The organism is Herbidospora yilanensis (assembly GCF_001570565.1).
Taxonomy (GTDB): Bacteria; Actinomycetota; Actinomycetes; order Streptosporangiales; family Streptosporangiaceae; genus Herbidospora; species Herbidospora yilanensis.
In genome coordinates this window covers 530,662-546,559 of sequence record NZ_BBXE01000013.1, presented here as the reverse complement: position 1 = coordinate 546,559, position 15,898 = coordinate 530,662, and the positions used below count along the sequence as shown (strand labels likewise).

The window sequence follows — 15,898 nt, the reverse complement described above, 5'->3', positions numbered from 1 at the left end:
GTCATGCCGCAGAATCGTCCGGCCAAGCCCACAATCTGCGAAAACCGGGGGACGCAGACGTGAATCCACTGACCACCAGTGCGTTCGACCTGCCCGACCATCTGGCGCCCAAGGCCGACCCGGCCCTGATCGCCCGCGACGAGGAACACTTCGCCGCCATCGCCGAGAGCCTCCACCGGTCGATCACCGACCTGTCGGCCCGCCTCGACGCCGAGCGGAGGGCGCCGGGCGGCCAGGGGCGCGCGGCGTTCGACCGCGACCAGGAGGTGCACCGGCTGACCGCCCGCCTCCGCGCCCTGCGCCGCTTCGGCCTCGACCTCTGTCTCGGCCACATGGTCGCCGAAGACGGCCGGGAACCCGTCTACATCGGCCGCCTCGGCCTGACCGACGACACCGGGCGGCGGCTGCTGCTCGACTGGCGCTCACCCGCCGCCGAACCGTTCTTCGGGGCCACCCACGCCAACCCCATGGGCCTGACGAGCCGCCGCCGCTACCGCTGGACGGCCGGGCGGATCAGCGACTACTGGGACGAGGTCTTCACCCAGGACGGATTCGACGGCCACGCCGCCGCCCTCGACGACCAGTCGGCCTTCATCGCCAGCCTGGGCGGCAACCGCTCGGGCCGCATGCGCGACGTGCTCGGCACCATCCAGGCCGACCAGGACGCCATCATCCGCGCGTCGTCGCGGGGCGCGCTCGTCGTCGACGGCGGCCCCGGCACCGGCAAGACGGTCGTCGCCCTGCACCGGTCGGCCTACCTGCTCTACTCCGACCCTCGGCTCGGCCACCACCGGGGCGGCGTGCTCTTCGTGGGCCCCCACCAGCACTATCTGGCCTATGTGGCCGACGTGTTGCCGAGCCTCGGAGAGGAGGGGGTGCGCACCTGCACCCTGCGCGACCTCGTCAAGGAGGGCGCCGCCGCCGCGACCGAGACCGACCCCGAGGTGGCCCGGCTCAAGGCCTCGGCCGAGATGGTCAAGGCCGTCGAGCCCGCCGTGAGGTTCTACGAGAACCGGCCCGACAAGGGCATGGAGGTCACCGACGCGAAGATCTGGCTGAGCCCCGACGACTGGGCCGAGGCCTTCGACGCCCCCGACCCCGACACTCCCCACAACGAGGCGCGCGACGTCATCTGGCAGGAACTGCTCACCATCCTCACCGACAAGTACGAGGGCGACGCCTCCCGCGACATGGTCCGCCGCTCGCTGCTCCAGGACCGCGAGCTGGTCAAGACGTTCAACCGGGCCTGGCCGCTGATCGAGGCCGCCGACCTGGTCGGCGACCTGTGGACCGTCCCGGCCTACCTGCGCCTGTGCGCCCCCTGGTTGACCATCGAGCAGATCCGCCTGCTGCAGCGCCCGGAGGCCCAGGCCTGGACGGTCTCCGACCTGCCCCTTCTCGACGCCGCCCGGCAGCGGCTCGGCGACCCGGAGGCCGCCGCGATCAAGCGCCGCCAGCAGGCCGCCATCGCCGTCGAACGGGAACGCACCGGCCACGTCATCGACCGGCTCCTCGACACCGACGACGACGGCGAGGGCCTGATCACCATGTTCCACAACCAGGACATGCGCGACGCCCTGGTCGACGAGACCGTGGCCCCCGGCGTCGAACCCGACGTCCTCGCCGGCCCGTTCGCCCACGTCGTCGTCGACGAGGCGCAGGAGCTCACCGACGCCGAGTGGCAGATGCTGCTGCAGCGCTGCCCGTCGCGGAGCTTCACGATCGTCGGCGACCGCGCCCAGGCCCGCCACGGCTTCACCGAGACCTGGGAGGAGCGCCTGCGCCGGATCGGCCTCGACCGCGTCACTCTGGCCCGGCTCACGGTCAACTACCGCACCCCGGAGGAGATCATGTCCGAGGCCGAGCCCGTCATCCGGGCGGCGCTGCCCGACGCGAACGTGCCGACCTCGATCAGGATCGGCGGCGTGCCCGTCCGCCACGGCAAGGCGTCGGAGCTGGCCTCGGTCCTCGACGCCTGGCAGGGCGACGGCATCGCCTGCGTGATCGGCGACCCGTCCTTCCGGCCGACCGCCCGGGTGCGGTCGCTGACCCCCGAACTGTCGAAGGGCCTGGAGTTCGACCTGGTCGTGCTGGTCGACCCCGACAGGTTCGGCGAGGGCGTCGAAGGGGCCGTCGATCGGTACGTCGCCATGACCCGCGCCACGCAGGAGCTGGTGATCCTCACGAGCTGACGGGCCGGTTCACGCGCCGTGTTGTGACGCCGCCGCCTCCGGCCGCAGGTCCCGCAGGGTCATCTGACGACGCGGCGGATCGGGCAGCACGATGTTCCTGTGCACGGCCGATCTCCGGTCGGCGTGCAGGAGTTCACCCGGTTCCATGAGACGCCAGCCGGGGTCGTCGTCCATTCGTTCACTGGCCACCACGACGCATTGCCGGTCGGCCAGGTCGGCGCTTTCCACCGTGATCCTGCCGCCGGTTCCCTCATGGCGGAGAAGGCCGGCGTGGCGTTCCAGGACGTACAACTCATGGGTCTCGGGATAACGCAGCGCCCACATCTGCGTGTCCGACGTGAGGACGAGGTTGAGCGCGTACAGCGGGAGTTCGTCGGCGATCCAGCGGGTCGCCGACACGATCGCGGCGCTGACGTCGCCGCCGTTGGCGCGGATCTCGCGGGTGATGAGCGCGAAGACCCGTTCCGAGTCGGTGTCGCCCTTGACCAGGCTCCGGTCGGGGCCCAGTTCGGCCTCCAGCCGGTCGAGGCCCTCGACGACGCCGTTGTGCGCGAACAGCCGGTTGTCCTGCTTGAAGGGGTGGGTGTTCCTGCGTTCGAGGCCGCCGGTCGAGGCGTAGCGGACGTGGGCGATGAAGGTCGCCGAGCACTCCTCCTTCGCGTCGTGGGCGAAGCAGCGGTCCTCGTAGGCGGCGATCGGGGCCTTGTGAGTGTGGGCCTCGCCGCGGTCGAAGAAGCCCAGGCCGGCGCCGTCGGGGTCGTGGTGGCTCTGGGCGGTCAGGGAGTCGGGGGCCTCCAGGAGCCAGAACGTGGCCTTGGTGCGGTGCGGGGCGGCGGACAACCCGAAGAGGCGGCACATGACGTGCTTATCCCCGTGGCCGCAAACCGGCACAGATCGGCACGGACAAGGGTTTGGCCACGTGCGATCATGGGGGCGGTCAAGGTGCCGCGGAATATACGGCGGCTATACAGGCGCGTCCTACGTTGGGCCGTATGTCACGGATGACCATGGATGATCACCTGATGGCACGCATCGTCGCCTACATCGACCACCGCCTCGGGGACCCGGACCTCTGCCCGCCCACCATCGCCGCGGCGCACTACTTATCGATTCGCGGGCTCTACCGCATGTTCGAAGCACGGGGAGTGTCGGCGGCGCGGTACATCCGGTCGCGGCGGCTGGAGAAGTGCAGAGAGGAACTGGGGTCGCCGAGGTCGACGGGGGTGCCCGTGGGGGTCATCGCGCAGCGGTGGGGGTTCCGGTCGTGCTCGCACTTCTCGCGGGTGTTCCTGGAGGAGTACGGGGTGTCGCCGGCTGCCTATCGGAAGCGGGGGACGGAGAAGACGGCCGCCTGAGGCCTCAGACGGGGAAGTCGGCCGCCATTCGCACCGCCTCGCCGAGTGGCGGCACATTCCATTCGGCCCTCTCCTCGTCGGTCGTCTCCGGTTCCACGTCCCACAACCGGAACCCCTCGCCGTCCTCCACGTACTGGGTTCCGTAGTGCTGCGGCAGGCCCTGGTGCATCAGCCACCGGTCCATCGCCGCCGCGGCCAGCCACTTGGCCGGGCCGTATCCGGCCAGCGCGCTCAGCCGGGCCAGCACGTGCCCGAGGTGGAAGTGCTCCACCAGGTGGGAGTGCTGCAGGACCATCGCCGCGTTGTAGTAGTCGCGCGGCGACCGCACGTGCCCACTCCCCAGCAACCGCATCACCTTGGCGCGGCGGGCCCGGTCGCGCTCGAAGTGTCCCTCGGCCGGGGCGGTGCCGGCCCGGTCGGCCTGGTCCCCGGCGAAGACGCCGATGAGCACCGGGTTGTCCGGGGAGTGGGCGTCGGGAGCGGTGAGCCGGTCAAGGACCAACGGCAGGTTGAACCGTTCTCCGATCAACCGTGGGCTCGGCATGCTCCCAGTGTGAATCGCGTCTCAGGTGGCGTCGAGGGTGTCAGTCGTCGTAGTCGCGGGTGAACTTGACGATGCTTCCGTCCGACACGGCGACGTAGACGTCGTACTCCCAGTGGCCCTTCTCCAGCTCGATCTTCCAGGTGCGCCGGCCGTGCTCGTACTCGCGCTCGACCTCGCTCACGTACGCGCCGGGCACCTTCTTCTTCGCGATCTTCACGGCCTGCGCCTTGGTGACGGCGGCGGTCGTGGCGGCGGCGACGGCGGGGGTGGCGGCGGCGGTCAGGCCGAGAACGGTGACCGCGGCGGCTACTGCGTATCGGATTCTCATGCCCTCAGATTCGCCGGAACCCGGATAGCGCCACGCTAAGACGTCACTAACGTCAGCACCACCCGCGCGCCGCCGCCGGGGGACCTCTCCAGACGCGTCTGCGGCACGGTCCGGCGCACGATGTCCAGGCCGAGCCCGGTCGACCCGGCGCCGCTGTGGCCGCGCTCCAGGGCGGCCGGGCCGAAGCCGGGGCCGTCGTCCTCCACGACCAGTTCGCGGGGCGTCAGGCGTACCGAGAAGGAGACCCCCTCGTCGGTGTGGGCGAACACGTTCTCGAACAGCGCGTCGAGGGCCGCGGCGAGGTCGGGGGCGGAGACGGGCACCTCGACGGGGCCGGGCGGGACCGTCACGGAGAAGGCGCGTTCCTGCTCCTCGGCCAGCACCGACCAGAACTCGGCCCGCTCGCGCACCACCACGGCGGCGTCGCACGAGCCCTTCTCCCGGGTGCGGCGGCGGGCGTCGAGGATCACCGAGGTCACCGCCTTCTCCAGCGCGTCGACGCGGGCGGCGATGCGGTCGGCCTCCGAGGGGTCGCGCAGCGACTCTGCCTCCAGGCGGAGCCCGGTCAGCGGGGTCCTGAGCCGGTGGGAGATGTCGGCGACCGTCTCGCGCTCCTCGGCCAGCAGTTCGCCGATGCGGCCGGCGAGGTGGTTGAGGGCCAGCCCGGCCGACCGCACCTCGGGCGGCCCGCCCGGCACCGCGCGGGCCTCCAGGTCGCCTCCGGCCAGCCGGTGGGACACCCGGGCCAGCGCGGTCATCGGGCGGGTGATGGCGACCGCCAGCCGGTCGGCGAGGGCCACGCCGAGCCCGATCAGGACCACCCCGAGCAGCAGCAGCCCGAGCCAGGTCTGACCGACGCCGCGGGTCAGGTCGTCGGGGGTCAGCACGACCCGGACCACGCTCGTCCCGCCCGGCCCCTGCACCGCGACCAGGACCTCCCGGCCGCCGGACGGGGAGACGGCGGTGAAGCTGCGGCCCCGCCGGGCCAGTTCGACCGTCTCGGAGACCTGCCGCGCGCCGGGCGGGAAGACCGCGACGTCGTGGCCGGCCGCCGCCTCGGCGCGGCCGACGGCCAGGGCCAGCGTCGCGTCGTCGACGGTCCCGATCACCGCGCCGACCGACTGCGCCTCCGCGGTCGCCTGCGTGATCGCGTTGTTCTCGGCGGTCGCCCGCACCAGCAGGGCCAGCGGCACCAGCATGGCGACCAGGACGAGGGAGGTCGTCGCGGCCACCAGCAGCGCGAGCCGGCTCCTCACGGCGACACCAGCTTGACCCCGACTCCGCGCATGGTGTGCAGGTAGCGCGGTTCCTGGGCGGTCTCGCCCAGTTTCCTCCGCAACCACGACAGGTGGACGTCGACCGTCTTGTCGGTGCCGCCGTAGGGCAGTTGCCACACCTCGATGAGGAGTTCCCGTTTCGTCACCACCTGCCCGGCCCGTGCGGCCAGATAGAGGAGGAGGTCGAACTCGCGCGGCGTCAGGTCGAGCCGGCGCCCGTCGAGCAGCGCCTCCCTGCCGCGCGGGTCCACCCGCAGGCCGCCGACCGTCACGGTCGGGTCGCCCGGCGCCGATCCGGTACGCCGCAGCACCGCCCGCACCCGCGCGTCGAGCTGGGCCGCCGTGAACGGTTTCACCAGGTAGTCGTCGGCCCCGGCGTCCAGCACCCGGACCGACTCGGCGTCGCCGTCGCGGGCCGTCGCCACGATCACCGGCACCGCCGACACCGCGCGCAGCATGCGCAGCAGTTCGGCGCCGTCGAGGTCGGGCAGGCCCAGGTCCAGCACGACCAGGTCGGGACGGTCGTCGAGGGCCATGCGCAGCCCGTCGAGCGCCGACGACGCCGACGCGACGGCGTGTCCCTTGTCGCGGAGGGCGCGGACCAGCGCGGTCCGGATCGTCACGTCGTCTTCGATGAGCAGCAGACTCGCCATGGTGCCCGACACGTTAGTCAATGTCCGGTTCGGTGGCGATGGGGCTTAGCGTCGCCTTAACCCGGCCTTAGCCCAGGGAGAGGGATGGTGGACGGCATGGATCGGCGTCTCGTCTTCGCGGTCGCGGGCTGGGTGGTCGCGGCGCTCGCGGCGACCGTCGCCGGGCTGGTCGTCATCGGCTCCTTCGGCGGCGCGTTCCGGGGTCCGGGCGGCCAGGCGCTCTCGGCCGAGGCGGTCCGGCGTGAACTCGCCCTGCCCGCGCCCCCGGTCGACCCGCCGACGCCCCGCCCCTCGGCCGCCGCCGCGGCGAGCCGCGTCGTGTCGACCGAAGGGGGCACGGTCGTCGTGTCCTGTACGGCCGGCCGCGCGCACCTGACCTCCTGGACCCCGGCCCAGGGCTGGCGGACCGACGACGTCGAACCGGGCCCCGACCAGCGGGCCAAGGTCAAGTTCGAGCGGGGCGAGGCCGAGGTCGAGGTGGAGACCCACTGCGAGGGCGACGTGCCCCGCACCGTCGTCACGAACGACTGAGCGCCGGTCAGAGCAGCCCGTCGACCAGCGCCTCGACCACCGCGTCGGTGGAGGTCCCGGGGTCGATCGGGACGGTCAGCCGGTCGAGCAGCAGCCCGTCGACGGCGTAGTGGAACAGCGCGATCTCCGCCGGGCCGCCGGGCAGCCCGGCGGCCCGGTTGTAGGCGACGTCGGCGCGGAAGCCCTCCAGCAGCACGCCCCGCATCAGGTCGGCGACCTCGGGCCGCCGGGCCGCCTCCAGCCGCAGCTCGAACCAGGCCAGCGTGACCTCGGGATGGGCGCTCAGCCGGCGCACGATGTCGCGCACGTGGCGGGCGAACGAGGCGCGGTCGGGCGGGTGGGAGGCGAGCTCGGCCAGCACCTCGGGATCGGGCGCGAAGCGTTCGCCGATCCGGGCGACCAGCCCTTCGAGCAGGTCGGCCCGGGAGCGGAAGTAGTTGGACGCCGTTCCGGTCGGGGCGCCGCACTCGGCGTCGACCGCCCGGTGGGTGAGGCCCCGCGAGCCCTCCCGGGCCAGCACCCTGATGCCGGCGTCGGCCAGCTCCGCCCGTCGTCCCGCGTTTCGTGCCATGGCGTCGAGAGTAGCGCAACCACGACGGCTGTAGTACATTCTGGGCAATCACTACAACTGCCGTGGTTGGAGAACGTATGCGAGAGCTCACCTATTACGTCGCCGTCTCGCTCGACGGCCGGATCTCCGGTCCCGCCGACGACTTCTCGGCGTTCCCGGTCGAGGGCGACCACATCGAGATGATCAAGCGCGACTACCGCGACACCCTGCCCGACGTCGGGCTGCGCATGCTCGGCCTCACCGCCGACGGGTCGCGCTTCGACACGACCCTGATGGGCTGGAACACCTACGCCGCGGGCTTCGCCCACACCCGCGACCCTTATCCGCACACGCGCCAGTACGTCTTCTCCCGCACCCGGGGCCCCGGCGACGTGCCGGAGAACATCACCCTCACCGGCGAGGACCCGGTGGAGGTCGTGCGGCGGCTGAAGAAGGAGGAGGGCACCGGCATCTGGCTCTGCGGCGGCGGCCTGCTCGCCAGCGCCCTGGTCGACGAGATCGACCGGATGGTGCTCAAGGTCAACCCGGTCGTGCTCCAGGACGGACCGGCGCTCTTCGCCGCGCCCTACGCCCCGCACACGTTCCGGCTGGAGCGCACCACGCCCTACGCGTCAGGCGTGGTGGTCAACGAGTACGTTCACGCCTGAGGCTTGCAGATGTTCTGCGTGGCGGTCCGGGCCGCCGGGGTCGGCGCCTTCGACGGGGTCGGCGCGGCCGTCGGCACGCTCACCTTCTCGACCTCGTGGTTCTCGGTGCCGATGATGACCTCGATGCCCTCGACGTCGACCTGGCGCATCTCGGCCCCGGGCAGCGCGGCGGCGACCGTGCGGGCGGAGTCCTCGCGCCCGGCGGCGTAGCGGACCACCGTGTTCTTGTAGTCGCGGCGGCCGGTGTCGCCCGCCTCCTCGGGCACCAGGAAACCCGCGCCGAGCAGGGCGTCGCGGGTGCGGGCGCCGAGACCCGTGACGAGGGTGCCGTTGAGGACCTTCAGCCGGATGCGGTTCGGCGGCACCGACAGCGGGGCCGACCGGCTGAGCGTCGGGGTCGCGGACGCCGTGGCCGAGGGGGTCGCCGACGGCGACGGCTTGGCCGGCTTGGCGAGGTCTTCGTCGTTGTCGATGCGGCGGAACATCTCGGCGGCGGCCGCCTTGTCCCAGAGCACCGCCGACTCACCCGTCGGGGTCGTGTAGTTGACGTCGGCGATCGGCACGGTCGCGAACGACACGTCGTCGGTCGACACGTCTTTGAGCTGGGTGGCCAGGTCGAGCATGTTGCCGGACAACTCGTCGTCGACCGTGAGGGTGCGCAGCGTCGAGTTGACCAGGGCGCCCAGCTTGGCCGGGTTGGTGAGCGTGCCGCCGCTCAGCGCCTGCTGGAGCATGGCCGAGATGACCTGCTGCTGGCGGTCGATGCGGTCGAGGTCGGAGCGGGCGGTGGCCCGCGTGCGGGCGTACGCGAGGGCGTTGACGCCGTCGAGGTTGTGGGTGCCGGCCGTCAGGACGAGCTTGGTCTTGTCGTCGTTGATGGGAACCGGCGTGCAGACCGTGATGCCGCCGAGCGAGTCGACCACGTCGATGAAGCCCAGCACGTTGACCTCGACGTAGTGGTTGATGCGCATGCCGGTGGCCTGCTGCACCGCCCGGACGGCGAGCTTCGCGCCGCCGAACTGGTAGGCGCTGTTGATCTTGTGAGTGCCCTGGCCGGGGATCTCGGTCCACGTGTCACGCGGCAGCGAGACCACTGTCACCTTCTTGTGGTCTTCGGAGACGTGCACGACCATCATCGTGTCGGTGCGCTGCCCGACCTCGCGGCCCAGGTGGAGCTGGTTCTGCTGGCGGCGCGACAGGTCGTCGCGCTTGTCGACGCCCACCAGGAGGATGTTCATCGCGCCCCGGGTGGCCGAGCCGGCGGTGCCGGCGTCGACCGAGGTGATGCGGCCGGAGACGTAGTTGGGCAGCGCCCACGCGAAGCCCGAGCCGACCAGCACCAGGCTCGACAGGGTGCCGGTCAGGACGATGGAGCGCATGCTCGCCCGGCGGTGCCGGCGGCCCTTGCGGGGAGCTGCTACCCGGACCCCTCCGTAGGCGTCTCCGCCCACGTGAACACCCGAGTCCTCCACGCGCTCCCCCTTCGAGGTTGCCGTCCACGCCCCCTCGTACAGTAGCGTGAGCGCAGCCATGAACCCCTTCCTCGACGCGCCCCCCGCGGTCTCCGTCATCATGCCGGTGCTCAACGAAGAGCGGCATCTACGCGAAGCGGTCCAGCAGGTCCTCGACCAGGACTATGCGGGCCCGATCGACGTCGTCCTGGCAGTCGGCCCCTCCCGCGACCGCACGCAGGAGGTCGCCGAGTCGATCGCCGCGGCCGACTCCCGGGTGACCATCGTGCCCAACCCCACGGGCCGCACCCCCCATGCGCTCAACGCCGCCATCAGCGCCTCCAAGGGCGAGGTGGTGGCCCGGGTCGACGGGCACGCCATGTTGCCGCGCGACTACGTCCGCACCGCCGTGGAGACCCTCGGGCAGACCGGCGCCGACAACGTCGGCGGCATCATGGCCGCCGAGGGGGTCAGCCCGTTCGAGAAGGCGGTCGCGCGGGCGATGACCTCGAAGATCGGCGTCGGCAACGCCGCGTTCCACGTCGGCGGCGAGGGCGGCCCGGCCGACACCGTCTATCTGGGCGTGTTCCGGCGCACCGCGCTGGAGCGGGTCGGCGGCTACGACGAACACTTCCAGCGCGCGCAGGACTGGGAGATGAACCACCGCATCCGGGCGACCGGCGGCCTGGTGTGGTTCCAGCCGAAGATGCGGGTCTCCTACCGGCCGCGTGCCACCGTCGGCGCCCTGGCCGGTCAGTACTTCCACTACGGCCGCTGGCGGCGGGTGGTGGCCCGCACCCACCAGGGCACCATCAACCTCCGCTACCTGGCCCCGCCGATCGCGGTCTCGCTGATCGTGCTGGGCCTGGTCGCCGGCTTCTTCTGGCCGCCCGCGTTCGTCGTCCCGGCCGGCTACGCGCTGGCCATCGTCGCCGGTTCGGTGCTGACCGGCCGCGACCTCGAACCGGCCGCGCTGCTCCGCCTTCCGGTCGTCTACGCCGCCATGCACCTGTCATGGGGCACCGGCTTCATCACCAGCCCGAAGCGGCTGCGCAAGAAGCACGAGACGGTCGGGCTACAGGACCTGCTTCATTAGCCCCTGCCGATAGGCCTCCTCGACGGCCGCGGCGAACCGGGCCATCGGTTCGCCGTCGCCGAGCAGGTAGCCGCGCAGGGCGCGGCGGGCGTCGGCGAGTTCGTCCTCGCCCGGCCCCTTCGACATCTGGGCGAGGATCTCGGGGAGCTCCCGCAGGTCCTCCGACAGCAGGTAGGCCGCCCCGGCCGACGGATAGCGGGTGACGAACTCCTCCCGCTCCCGGTCGGCCACGTTGGTGACGACATAGGGCTTGCCCGACGCCATGAAGTCGGCGACCACGCTGGAGATGTCGCTGATCAGCAGGTCGGCGTCGTTGAAGCAGTCGTACAGGCTCGGTTCTGGGCCCAGCACCACCGTGCCCGAGTCGGGGTGTTCGCGGCGCAGCCGGGCCATGATCGCGCCGTGCGCGCGGCGGACCGTCATCGAGCGGTGGCCGGTCAGCGGGTGGGGCTTGTAGACGACCCTGACCCCTTCGGCGAGCAGCGCGTCGACCAGGTGGGGCCCCATCGCCGCCACCGACGTGTGGAACAGGTCGTCGGTCCAGCCCTCCCAGGTGGGGGCGTAGAGGACCGAGCGCGTCTGCGGGCCCTTCTCGCTGATCCCGGCCAGTTGCGGCCGGCCCACCTCGACGATCGTCTCGTCGCGCACCCCGACGCCGGCCCGCCGGTAGCGGTCGCGGCCGGCCGGCCCGGCCACCCAGACCTGGTCGTAGACCTTCGTGTACGGGTTGAACGACGCCTCCTTGTCGCTGTCGCCGTGGCCGACGAACACGCTCACCACGCCCGGCACCCGCAGCATGTGGATGTTGTTGCCGACGTTGGAGGCGAACAGCGCCACCCGCGCGCTGTCGAGCCCGCGGAAGTTCATCATGTCGACCGCCGACGGGATGCACAGCACCGGCAGCGACGTCGGGGCCAGCGCGGTGAACAGCGGCCGTTCGCGCAGCACCACGATCGCCCGCCGGGGCAGCGCCTCCAGGACCGGCAGCCACATCGACGCCTGGTAGACGGCGTTGGCGGCGCCGGAGAAGTACAGGATGACCTCCGGGTCGTAGGCCCTGACCCGCTCGTCGACGAGATGCGCGACCCGGCGGCGGTCGGCCACCGGCGCGGCCCGGCGGAGCCGCATCGCGAGCAGCGCCGTCACCACCGCCATGGCGGCCAGCGTCACCGCCGTCCCCGCGCCCGCGAGCCACGCGTCGCCGGACAGGCCCGCGACCGCCGCCAGCGCGACCGGCGGGACGTCGAAGTAGAGCAGCCGGGTCCCGCGCCGGCCGAGCAGCCGGCCGGGCGGCGCCATCGGCAGCGTGACGTGCAGGTTGCGCGACTCCACCGGCCGCAGATGGTGCCACCGGTGCAGCAACAGCGCCAGCCCGGTCTGGGTGGCTCGCATGGCATGGAAGATGAACAGCCCGCCCGCCAGGAACTCGAACGGCAGGCCCAGCCGGGCCAGCAGCAGCACCGCCGCCATCTCCCGGGCCAGGAACCGGACCGTCACCCCCAGGTGCACGCGGCCGAGCTGGTCGGCCGCCGCCTTCGGCAACAGCGGCTCGGCGGCGTAGGACACGAGCACGGCGGCTGCGAACAACCCCGGCGACGGTGCCAGCGCGGCCGCCACCAGCACTGGGCACGAGCCCACCACAACGCCCGTGACCAGGACTTTCTTCCCCATAGAGGGGGGTTACCCAGTCAGCCGCACATCGATCACCTGTCCGGTCAAAGGGGACACCAGCACATCGATGCTGGTCTCCGCCACGGCGTAGGGGGAGAGCAACGACGTCGGCGGTTCGTCGCCGAACGCGCGCTGCCGCATCGGCGTGGCGGTGCGTTCGGGGTTGACGCAGTTGACCCGGATGCCGTGGGGCGCCCACTCGTCGGCGAGCGCCTGGGTGAGGTTCACGACGGCGGCCTTGGACGAGGAGTAGAGGCTGTAGTCGGCCCGGCCGCGCGTGTAGGAGGAGGAGGTGTAGAGCAGCAGGTGGCCGCGGGTCTCGGCGAGGTGGCCGAACGCCGCCCTCGCCACGTTGACCGGCCCCAGGTAGTTGACGGCGACCGTCTCCTCGACGGTCGCGGGGTCGGTGTCGGCCAGCTTGCCCATGTGCAGCACGGCGGCGGTGTTGACCACGAAGTCGATGCGGCCGGTGGCGGCGTGCACGCCCCGGAGGGCCTCGGCCACCGCGGCCGGATCCTGCACCGCGACCCCGCCGGCGGTGCGGGAGAAGACGTGGGTGTCGGCGCCGTGCTTGCGGGCCAGGTCGGCGACGTCGGCGCCGATGCCGTAGGAGCCGCCGAAGACGACCAGCACCTTGCCGGTGAGGTCGAGGCCGGGCTGCGGGTCGGGCGGGGTGGCGGCGGCGAGCTGGAACAGCTTGTCGGCGATGTAGACGTCGACCGGGTGGGTCACCTTCATGTTGTGCTCGCTGCCGGGCACGATCGCGATCGGCACGTCGGGGCGGTAGCGCAGCATGACGCCGCAGTCGTCGGTGGCGGGCCGCCGGTCGAAGTCGGGGTCGGCCAGTGCGCGCCGGTAGGCGTCGCGGATCACCGACAGCCGGAAGCACTGCGGGGTCTGCCCCCGGCGCAGCCCCGACCGGTCGGGGATGTCGCGGATGATCTCGCCCGACGGCCCCGGCACCGCCACCACCACGGTGTCGCTCGACGGGATCGCGACGTCGACCGCCTGGAACTCCTGCAACTTCTCGACGCACGCGGCGATGATGCGGGGCTCGATCAGGGGCCGCACGGCGTCGTGGAGGAGGACGTCACATTCCTCGTCTCCCAGGGCGGAAAGGGCCAGCCAGGTCGACTCGGTCCGGCTCGTTCCGCCGTCGATCACCTTGCTGACCTTCGTGAAACCGTTACGCTCCACGAGCGCCCGCACCTCGTCACCGAACCCCGGGGTCATCAGCACGACGACCTCGTCGATGTCGGGGTGGCCGTCGAAGACGGCCAGGGTGTGCTCCAGGATGGTCCGGCCCGCGATCTTGAGGAGCTGCTTCGGCGTGTTGAGCCCGACCCGCTGCCCGACGCCTCCGGCCAGGACGACGCCGACCGTGCGCAACCGTGATTCGATCATCTTGATCCTCCCCGCCCGCACCATACCCCTCGCGGTGATTGCCCATTAGTGATCACTCGGTTACTTTTCGGGTTAGCGCGGGCGTCGACGGAAGTGGGGTCTGACATGCAGGTTCAGTCCGTCACGCAGACCGTGGCGGTCGTGCTCGCCAACACCCCCGCGGCCCGGCTGGCCTGCGACGGGGGCACCGTGCTCGGACGGCTCACCGAACAGCTCACCTCAATCCCGGTCGCGGTCAGAGTGGTCGGCCACGCGGGCGGCGACCTCGCCGACGACCTCAGGGAGATCGCCGTGGTGGCCCGGGCCGGCTCCGCGCCGCTGGCCATCATCTCAGGTGACGTGGTGGCCCACACCGAGGCCATCGCCGGACTCCTGGAACACCCGGCCCGGGGCACCGGCGCGCTGGTCGCCGCGGGCGAACCCGGCCCCGGCGCGAGCCCGGTCAGGGTCGAGAACGACCGCGTCGCGGCGGCCGGGAACTCCTTCCACCAGCTCGTCGGCCCCAACGCCACCTTCCGCGGCGTGCTCCAGGTGAGCGCGCCCGACCTGCCGCGCGTGGCCGCGGTCGCGGCCGAGCTGAGCGACCTGGCCGCCGAGAGGCTGCTCGGCGACGCCCGTGACGACGAGGCCGCCGACCTGCTGCTGGCCGGGCTGGTGCGCTCGGGGGTGCCGGTCGCGGCGGTCCCGCTCGGTGTCCTGCACGCCGAGCGGGTGACCGGGCAGGAGGCCGCCGACGCGGCGTTCGGCCGCCTCGGCGCGGTCGACGAGGAACGCGCCCGGCTCGACGCCGCCGTCAAACAGGACGACGGCTTCTTCGCCACCTACGCCGTCAGCACCTGGTCGCGCCACCTCGTGAAGGCGGCGGCCTGGTTGCGGCTGACGCCCAACGGGGTGACCGGCGTCTCGGTCGGCCTGGCGGCGATGGCCGCGATCTGGTTCTCCACCGGGACCCGCGCCGCCCAGCTCGCCGGGGCGGTCGCGCTCTACCTGTCGTTCGTGCTCGACTGCGTCGACGGGCAGCTCGCCCGCTACACGCGGCGGTTCAGCCCGATCGGGGCCTGGCTCGACGCGACGTTCGACCGCGTCAAGGAGTACGTCGTCTACGTCGGGCTGGCCATCGGCTACAGCGGGGGCATGGTCGGCGGGCCCACCGGGCCCGAGAACATCTGGGCCCTGGCGGTCGCCGCGATGTTGCTCCAGGCGATCCGGCACATGATCGACTTCTCGTACGCCGGTGCCGTCGCCGACGCCGCGAAGGTGGGCTCGGCGTGGGGCAACTCACGGCGGTCGCTGGCCGTGGCGGCCGACGGGGCCCGGCTGGTGCAACTGGCCGGCAAGCTGGAGCAGGGCACCGCCACCCGGTGGGCGAAGAAGATCGTCGTGCTGCCGATCGGCGAGCGCATGGCGCTCATCGCGCTCACGGCCGCGTTCTTCAACGCCTACGTCACCTTCGTGGCGCTGCTGGTCTGGGGCGGGATCGCCGCCCTCTACACGCTCACCGGACGGATCGCGAGGTCGCTCTGATGACGACGACTCACCTGTCTCCGGTGCCCGCCGGGCACGTGGTCGCCTACCGCGACGACGGCCCCCTGTCGGCCGCGATGGGCACGATGGTCTCCGGCCAGATCCCGCCGCTGCCGCCGGCCCTGGCGGGCATGTTCGTGACCGGGGTGCTGCTGACCCTCGGCGTCGCGGGCGCCGACGGCCTGGCCGTGTTCGCCCCGGCGGTCGCGCTGCTGCTGGCCGGGCCGGGCTCCTCCCACCGCCACGACGGGCGGCTCGACTGGCTGGTGCCGCCGATCCTGCGGATCACCGAATATGGCTTCGTGGCGTCGGTCGGGTTCGCCCACGGGGTGCCCCCGGTGATCATCTTCCTGCTCCTCGGCGCTATCCTCTTCCACCATTACGACCTCGTCTACCGGGTCCGCCAGCACGTCTACCCGCCCGCCTGGCTCGCGGCGGCCGGGTTCGGCTGGGAGGGCCGCATGCTCGTGGTCGCCGCGGGCGCGTGGTTCGACGGGGTGACGGCGGTGTTCGTGCTCCTGGCGCTCTACCTGTGGGGCATGTTCGGCTGGGAAAGCGTGACCTGCTGGCTGGCGGCCCCGCGTTCCGGTACGGAGGCCGCCAATCTCGACATCAACGATTAATCTAAACAACAGCCCTCATTCGGATTACACG

Annotated in this window: 16 protein-coding genes; 7 read left to right on the top strand and 9 right to left on the bottom strand. The window is 72.0% G+C overall.

The genetic code is table 11. The features are described 5' to 3' along the window. The first annotated feature begins 59 nt into the window (after nucleotides 1-59). Nucleotides 60-2,192, top strand: coding sequence for an RNA polymerase recycling motor ATPase HelR (helR, locus tag AW273_RS02590; RefSeq protein ID WP_062344770.1), 2,133 nt, complete (start codon nucleotides 60-62; stop codon nucleotides 2,190-2,192). A 9-nt stretch (nucleotides 2,193-2,201) separates the two neighbouring features. Here helR and AW273_RS02585 read toward each other — a convergent pair whose 3' ends face one another. Next, nucleotides 2,202-3,050 (bottom strand): class II glutamine amidotransferase, encoded by an 849-nt coding sequence (locus tag AW273_RS02585; protein WP_062344768.1) that lies wholly within the window; start codon nucleotides 3,048-3,050, stop codon nucleotides 2,202-2,204. A 164-nt stretch (nucleotides 3,051-3,214) separates the two neighbouring features. Here AW273_RS02585 and AW273_RS02580 point away from each other — a divergent pair, with 164 nt between their 5' ends. Beyond that, nucleotides 3,215-3,547 (top strand): helix-turn-helix domain-containing protein, encoded by a 333-nt coding sequence (locus tag AW273_RS02580; protein WP_198167970.1) that lies wholly within the window; start codon nucleotides 3,215-3,217, stop codon nucleotides 3,545-3,547. 4 nt (nucleotides 3,548-3,551) lie between these two features. Here AW273_RS02580 and AW273_RS02575 read toward each other — a convergent pair whose 3' ends face one another. From AW273_RS02575 to AW273_RS02560, 4 genes are read right to left on the bottom strand one after another with little or no spacing between them, the layout of a single operon-like run. Further along, nucleotides 3,552-4,091 carry a hypothetical protein gene (locus tag AW273_RS02575; protein WP_157555527.1) on the bottom strand — a complete coding sequence of 180 codons (540 nt, stop codon included), beginning with the start codon at nucleotides 4,089-4,091 and terminating at the stop codon, nucleotides 3,552-3,554. A gap of 40 nt (nucleotides 4,092-4,131) precedes the next feature. Further along, entirely contained in the window at nucleotides 4,132-4,419 is a 288-nt protein-coding gene (locus AW273_RS02570) for a PepSY domain-containing protein (RefSeq protein ID WP_062344762.1), read from the bottom strand. A gap of 35 nt (nucleotides 4,420-4,454) precedes the next feature. Continuing rightward, a complete protein-coding gene (locus tag AW273_RS02565; protein WP_062344760.1) occupies nucleotides 4,455-5,675 on the bottom strand; it encodes a sensor histidine kinase in 1,221 nt (406 codons plus the stop codon). Next, nucleotides 5,672-6,349, bottom strand: a complete 678-nt coding sequence (locus AW273_RS02560; protein WP_062345401.1) for a response regulator transcription factor — start codon at nucleotides 6,347-6,349, stop codon at nucleotides 5,672-5,674. Before AW273_RS02560 ends, AW273_RS02565 begins: the two co-directional genes overlap by 4 nt. Nucleotides 6,350-6,445: 96 nt before the next feature. Here AW273_RS02560 and AW273_RS02555 point away from each other — a divergent pair, with 96 nt between their 5' ends. Beyond that, nucleotides 6,446-6,880, top strand: coding sequence for a hypothetical protein (locus AW273_RS02555; RefSeq protein ID WP_157555526.1), 435 nt, complete (start codon nucleotides 6,446-6,448; stop codon nucleotides 6,878-6,880). A 7-nt stretch (nucleotides 6,881-6,887) separates the two neighbouring features. Here the strand turns inward: AW273_RS02555 and AW273_RS02550 are convergent, their stop codons facing one another. Continuing rightward, on the bottom strand, nucleotides 6,888-7,451 hold the full coding sequence (locus AW273_RS02550; RefSeq protein WP_062344755.1) for a TetR/AcrR family transcriptional regulator: 564 nt from the start codon (nucleotides 7,449-7,451) through the stop codon (nucleotides 6,888-6,890). Between the two features lie 77 nt (nucleotides 7,452-7,528). On the opposite strand from AW273_RS02550, the gene AW273_RS02545 reads away from it, so the two are divergent. Then, nucleotides 7,529-8,098: a dihydrofolate reductase family protein gene (locus AW273_RS02545; RefSeq protein WP_062344753.1), complete on the top strand. Its 570-nt coding sequence runs from the start codon at nucleotides 7,529-7,531 to the stop codon at nucleotides 8,096-8,098. Here AW273_RS02545 and AW273_RS02540 read toward each other — a convergent pair. After that, entirely contained in the window at nucleotides 8,089-9,630 is a 1,542-nt protein-coding gene (locus AW273_RS02540; RefSeq protein ID WP_062345399.1) for an LCP family protein, read from the bottom strand. The two genes, AW273_RS02545 and AW273_RS02540, sit on opposite strands and share 10 nt — an antisense overlap. On the opposite strand from AW273_RS02540, the gene AW273_RS02535 reads away from it, so the two are divergent. Next, nucleotides 9,629-10,645 (top strand): glycosyltransferase family 2 protein, encoded by a 1,017-nt coding sequence (locus AW273_RS02535; protein ID WP_062344750.1) that lies wholly within the window; start codon nucleotides 9,629-9,631, stop codon nucleotides 10,643-10,645. The two genes, AW273_RS02540 and AW273_RS02535, sit on opposite strands and share 2 nt — an antisense overlap. Here the strand turns inward: AW273_RS02535 and AW273_RS02530 are convergent. Further along, entirely contained in the window at nucleotides 10,625-12,316 is a 1,692-nt protein-coding gene (locus AW273_RS02530) for a CDP-glycerol glycerophosphotransferase family protein (RefSeq protein ID WP_062344748.1), read from the bottom strand. The genes AW273_RS02535 and AW273_RS02530 overlap by 21 nt on opposite strands. Before the next feature lie 9 nt (nucleotides 12,317-12,325). Continuing rightward, on the bottom strand, nucleotides 12,326-13,720 hold the full coding sequence (locus tag AW273_RS02525) for a bifunctional cytidylyltransferase/SDR family oxidoreductase (protein WP_062345397.1): 1,395 nt from the start codon (nucleotides 13,718-13,720) through the stop codon (nucleotides 12,326-12,328). Between the two features lie 105 nt (nucleotides 13,721-13,825). Between AW273_RS02525 and AW273_RS39010 the strand changes: the two genes are divergently transcribed. Together AW273_RS39010 and AW273_RS39005 are read left to right on the top strand one after the other, a co-directional pair. Further along, complete coding sequence (locus tag AW273_RS39010) at nucleotides 13,826-15,244, top strand: CDP-alcohol phosphatidyltransferase family protein (RefSeq protein WP_062344747.1); 1,419 nt, start codon at nucleotides 13,826-13,828, stop codon at nucleotides 15,242-15,244. Next, nucleotides 15,244-15,867: a DUF5941 domain-containing protein gene (locus tag AW273_RS39005; protein ID WP_062344745.1), complete on the top strand. Its 624-nt coding sequence runs from the start codon at nucleotides 15,244-15,246 to the stop codon at nucleotides 15,865-15,867. Before AW273_RS39010 ends, AW273_RS39005 begins: the two co-directional genes overlap by 1 nt. Nucleotides 15,868-15,898: the final 31 nt, after the last annotated feature.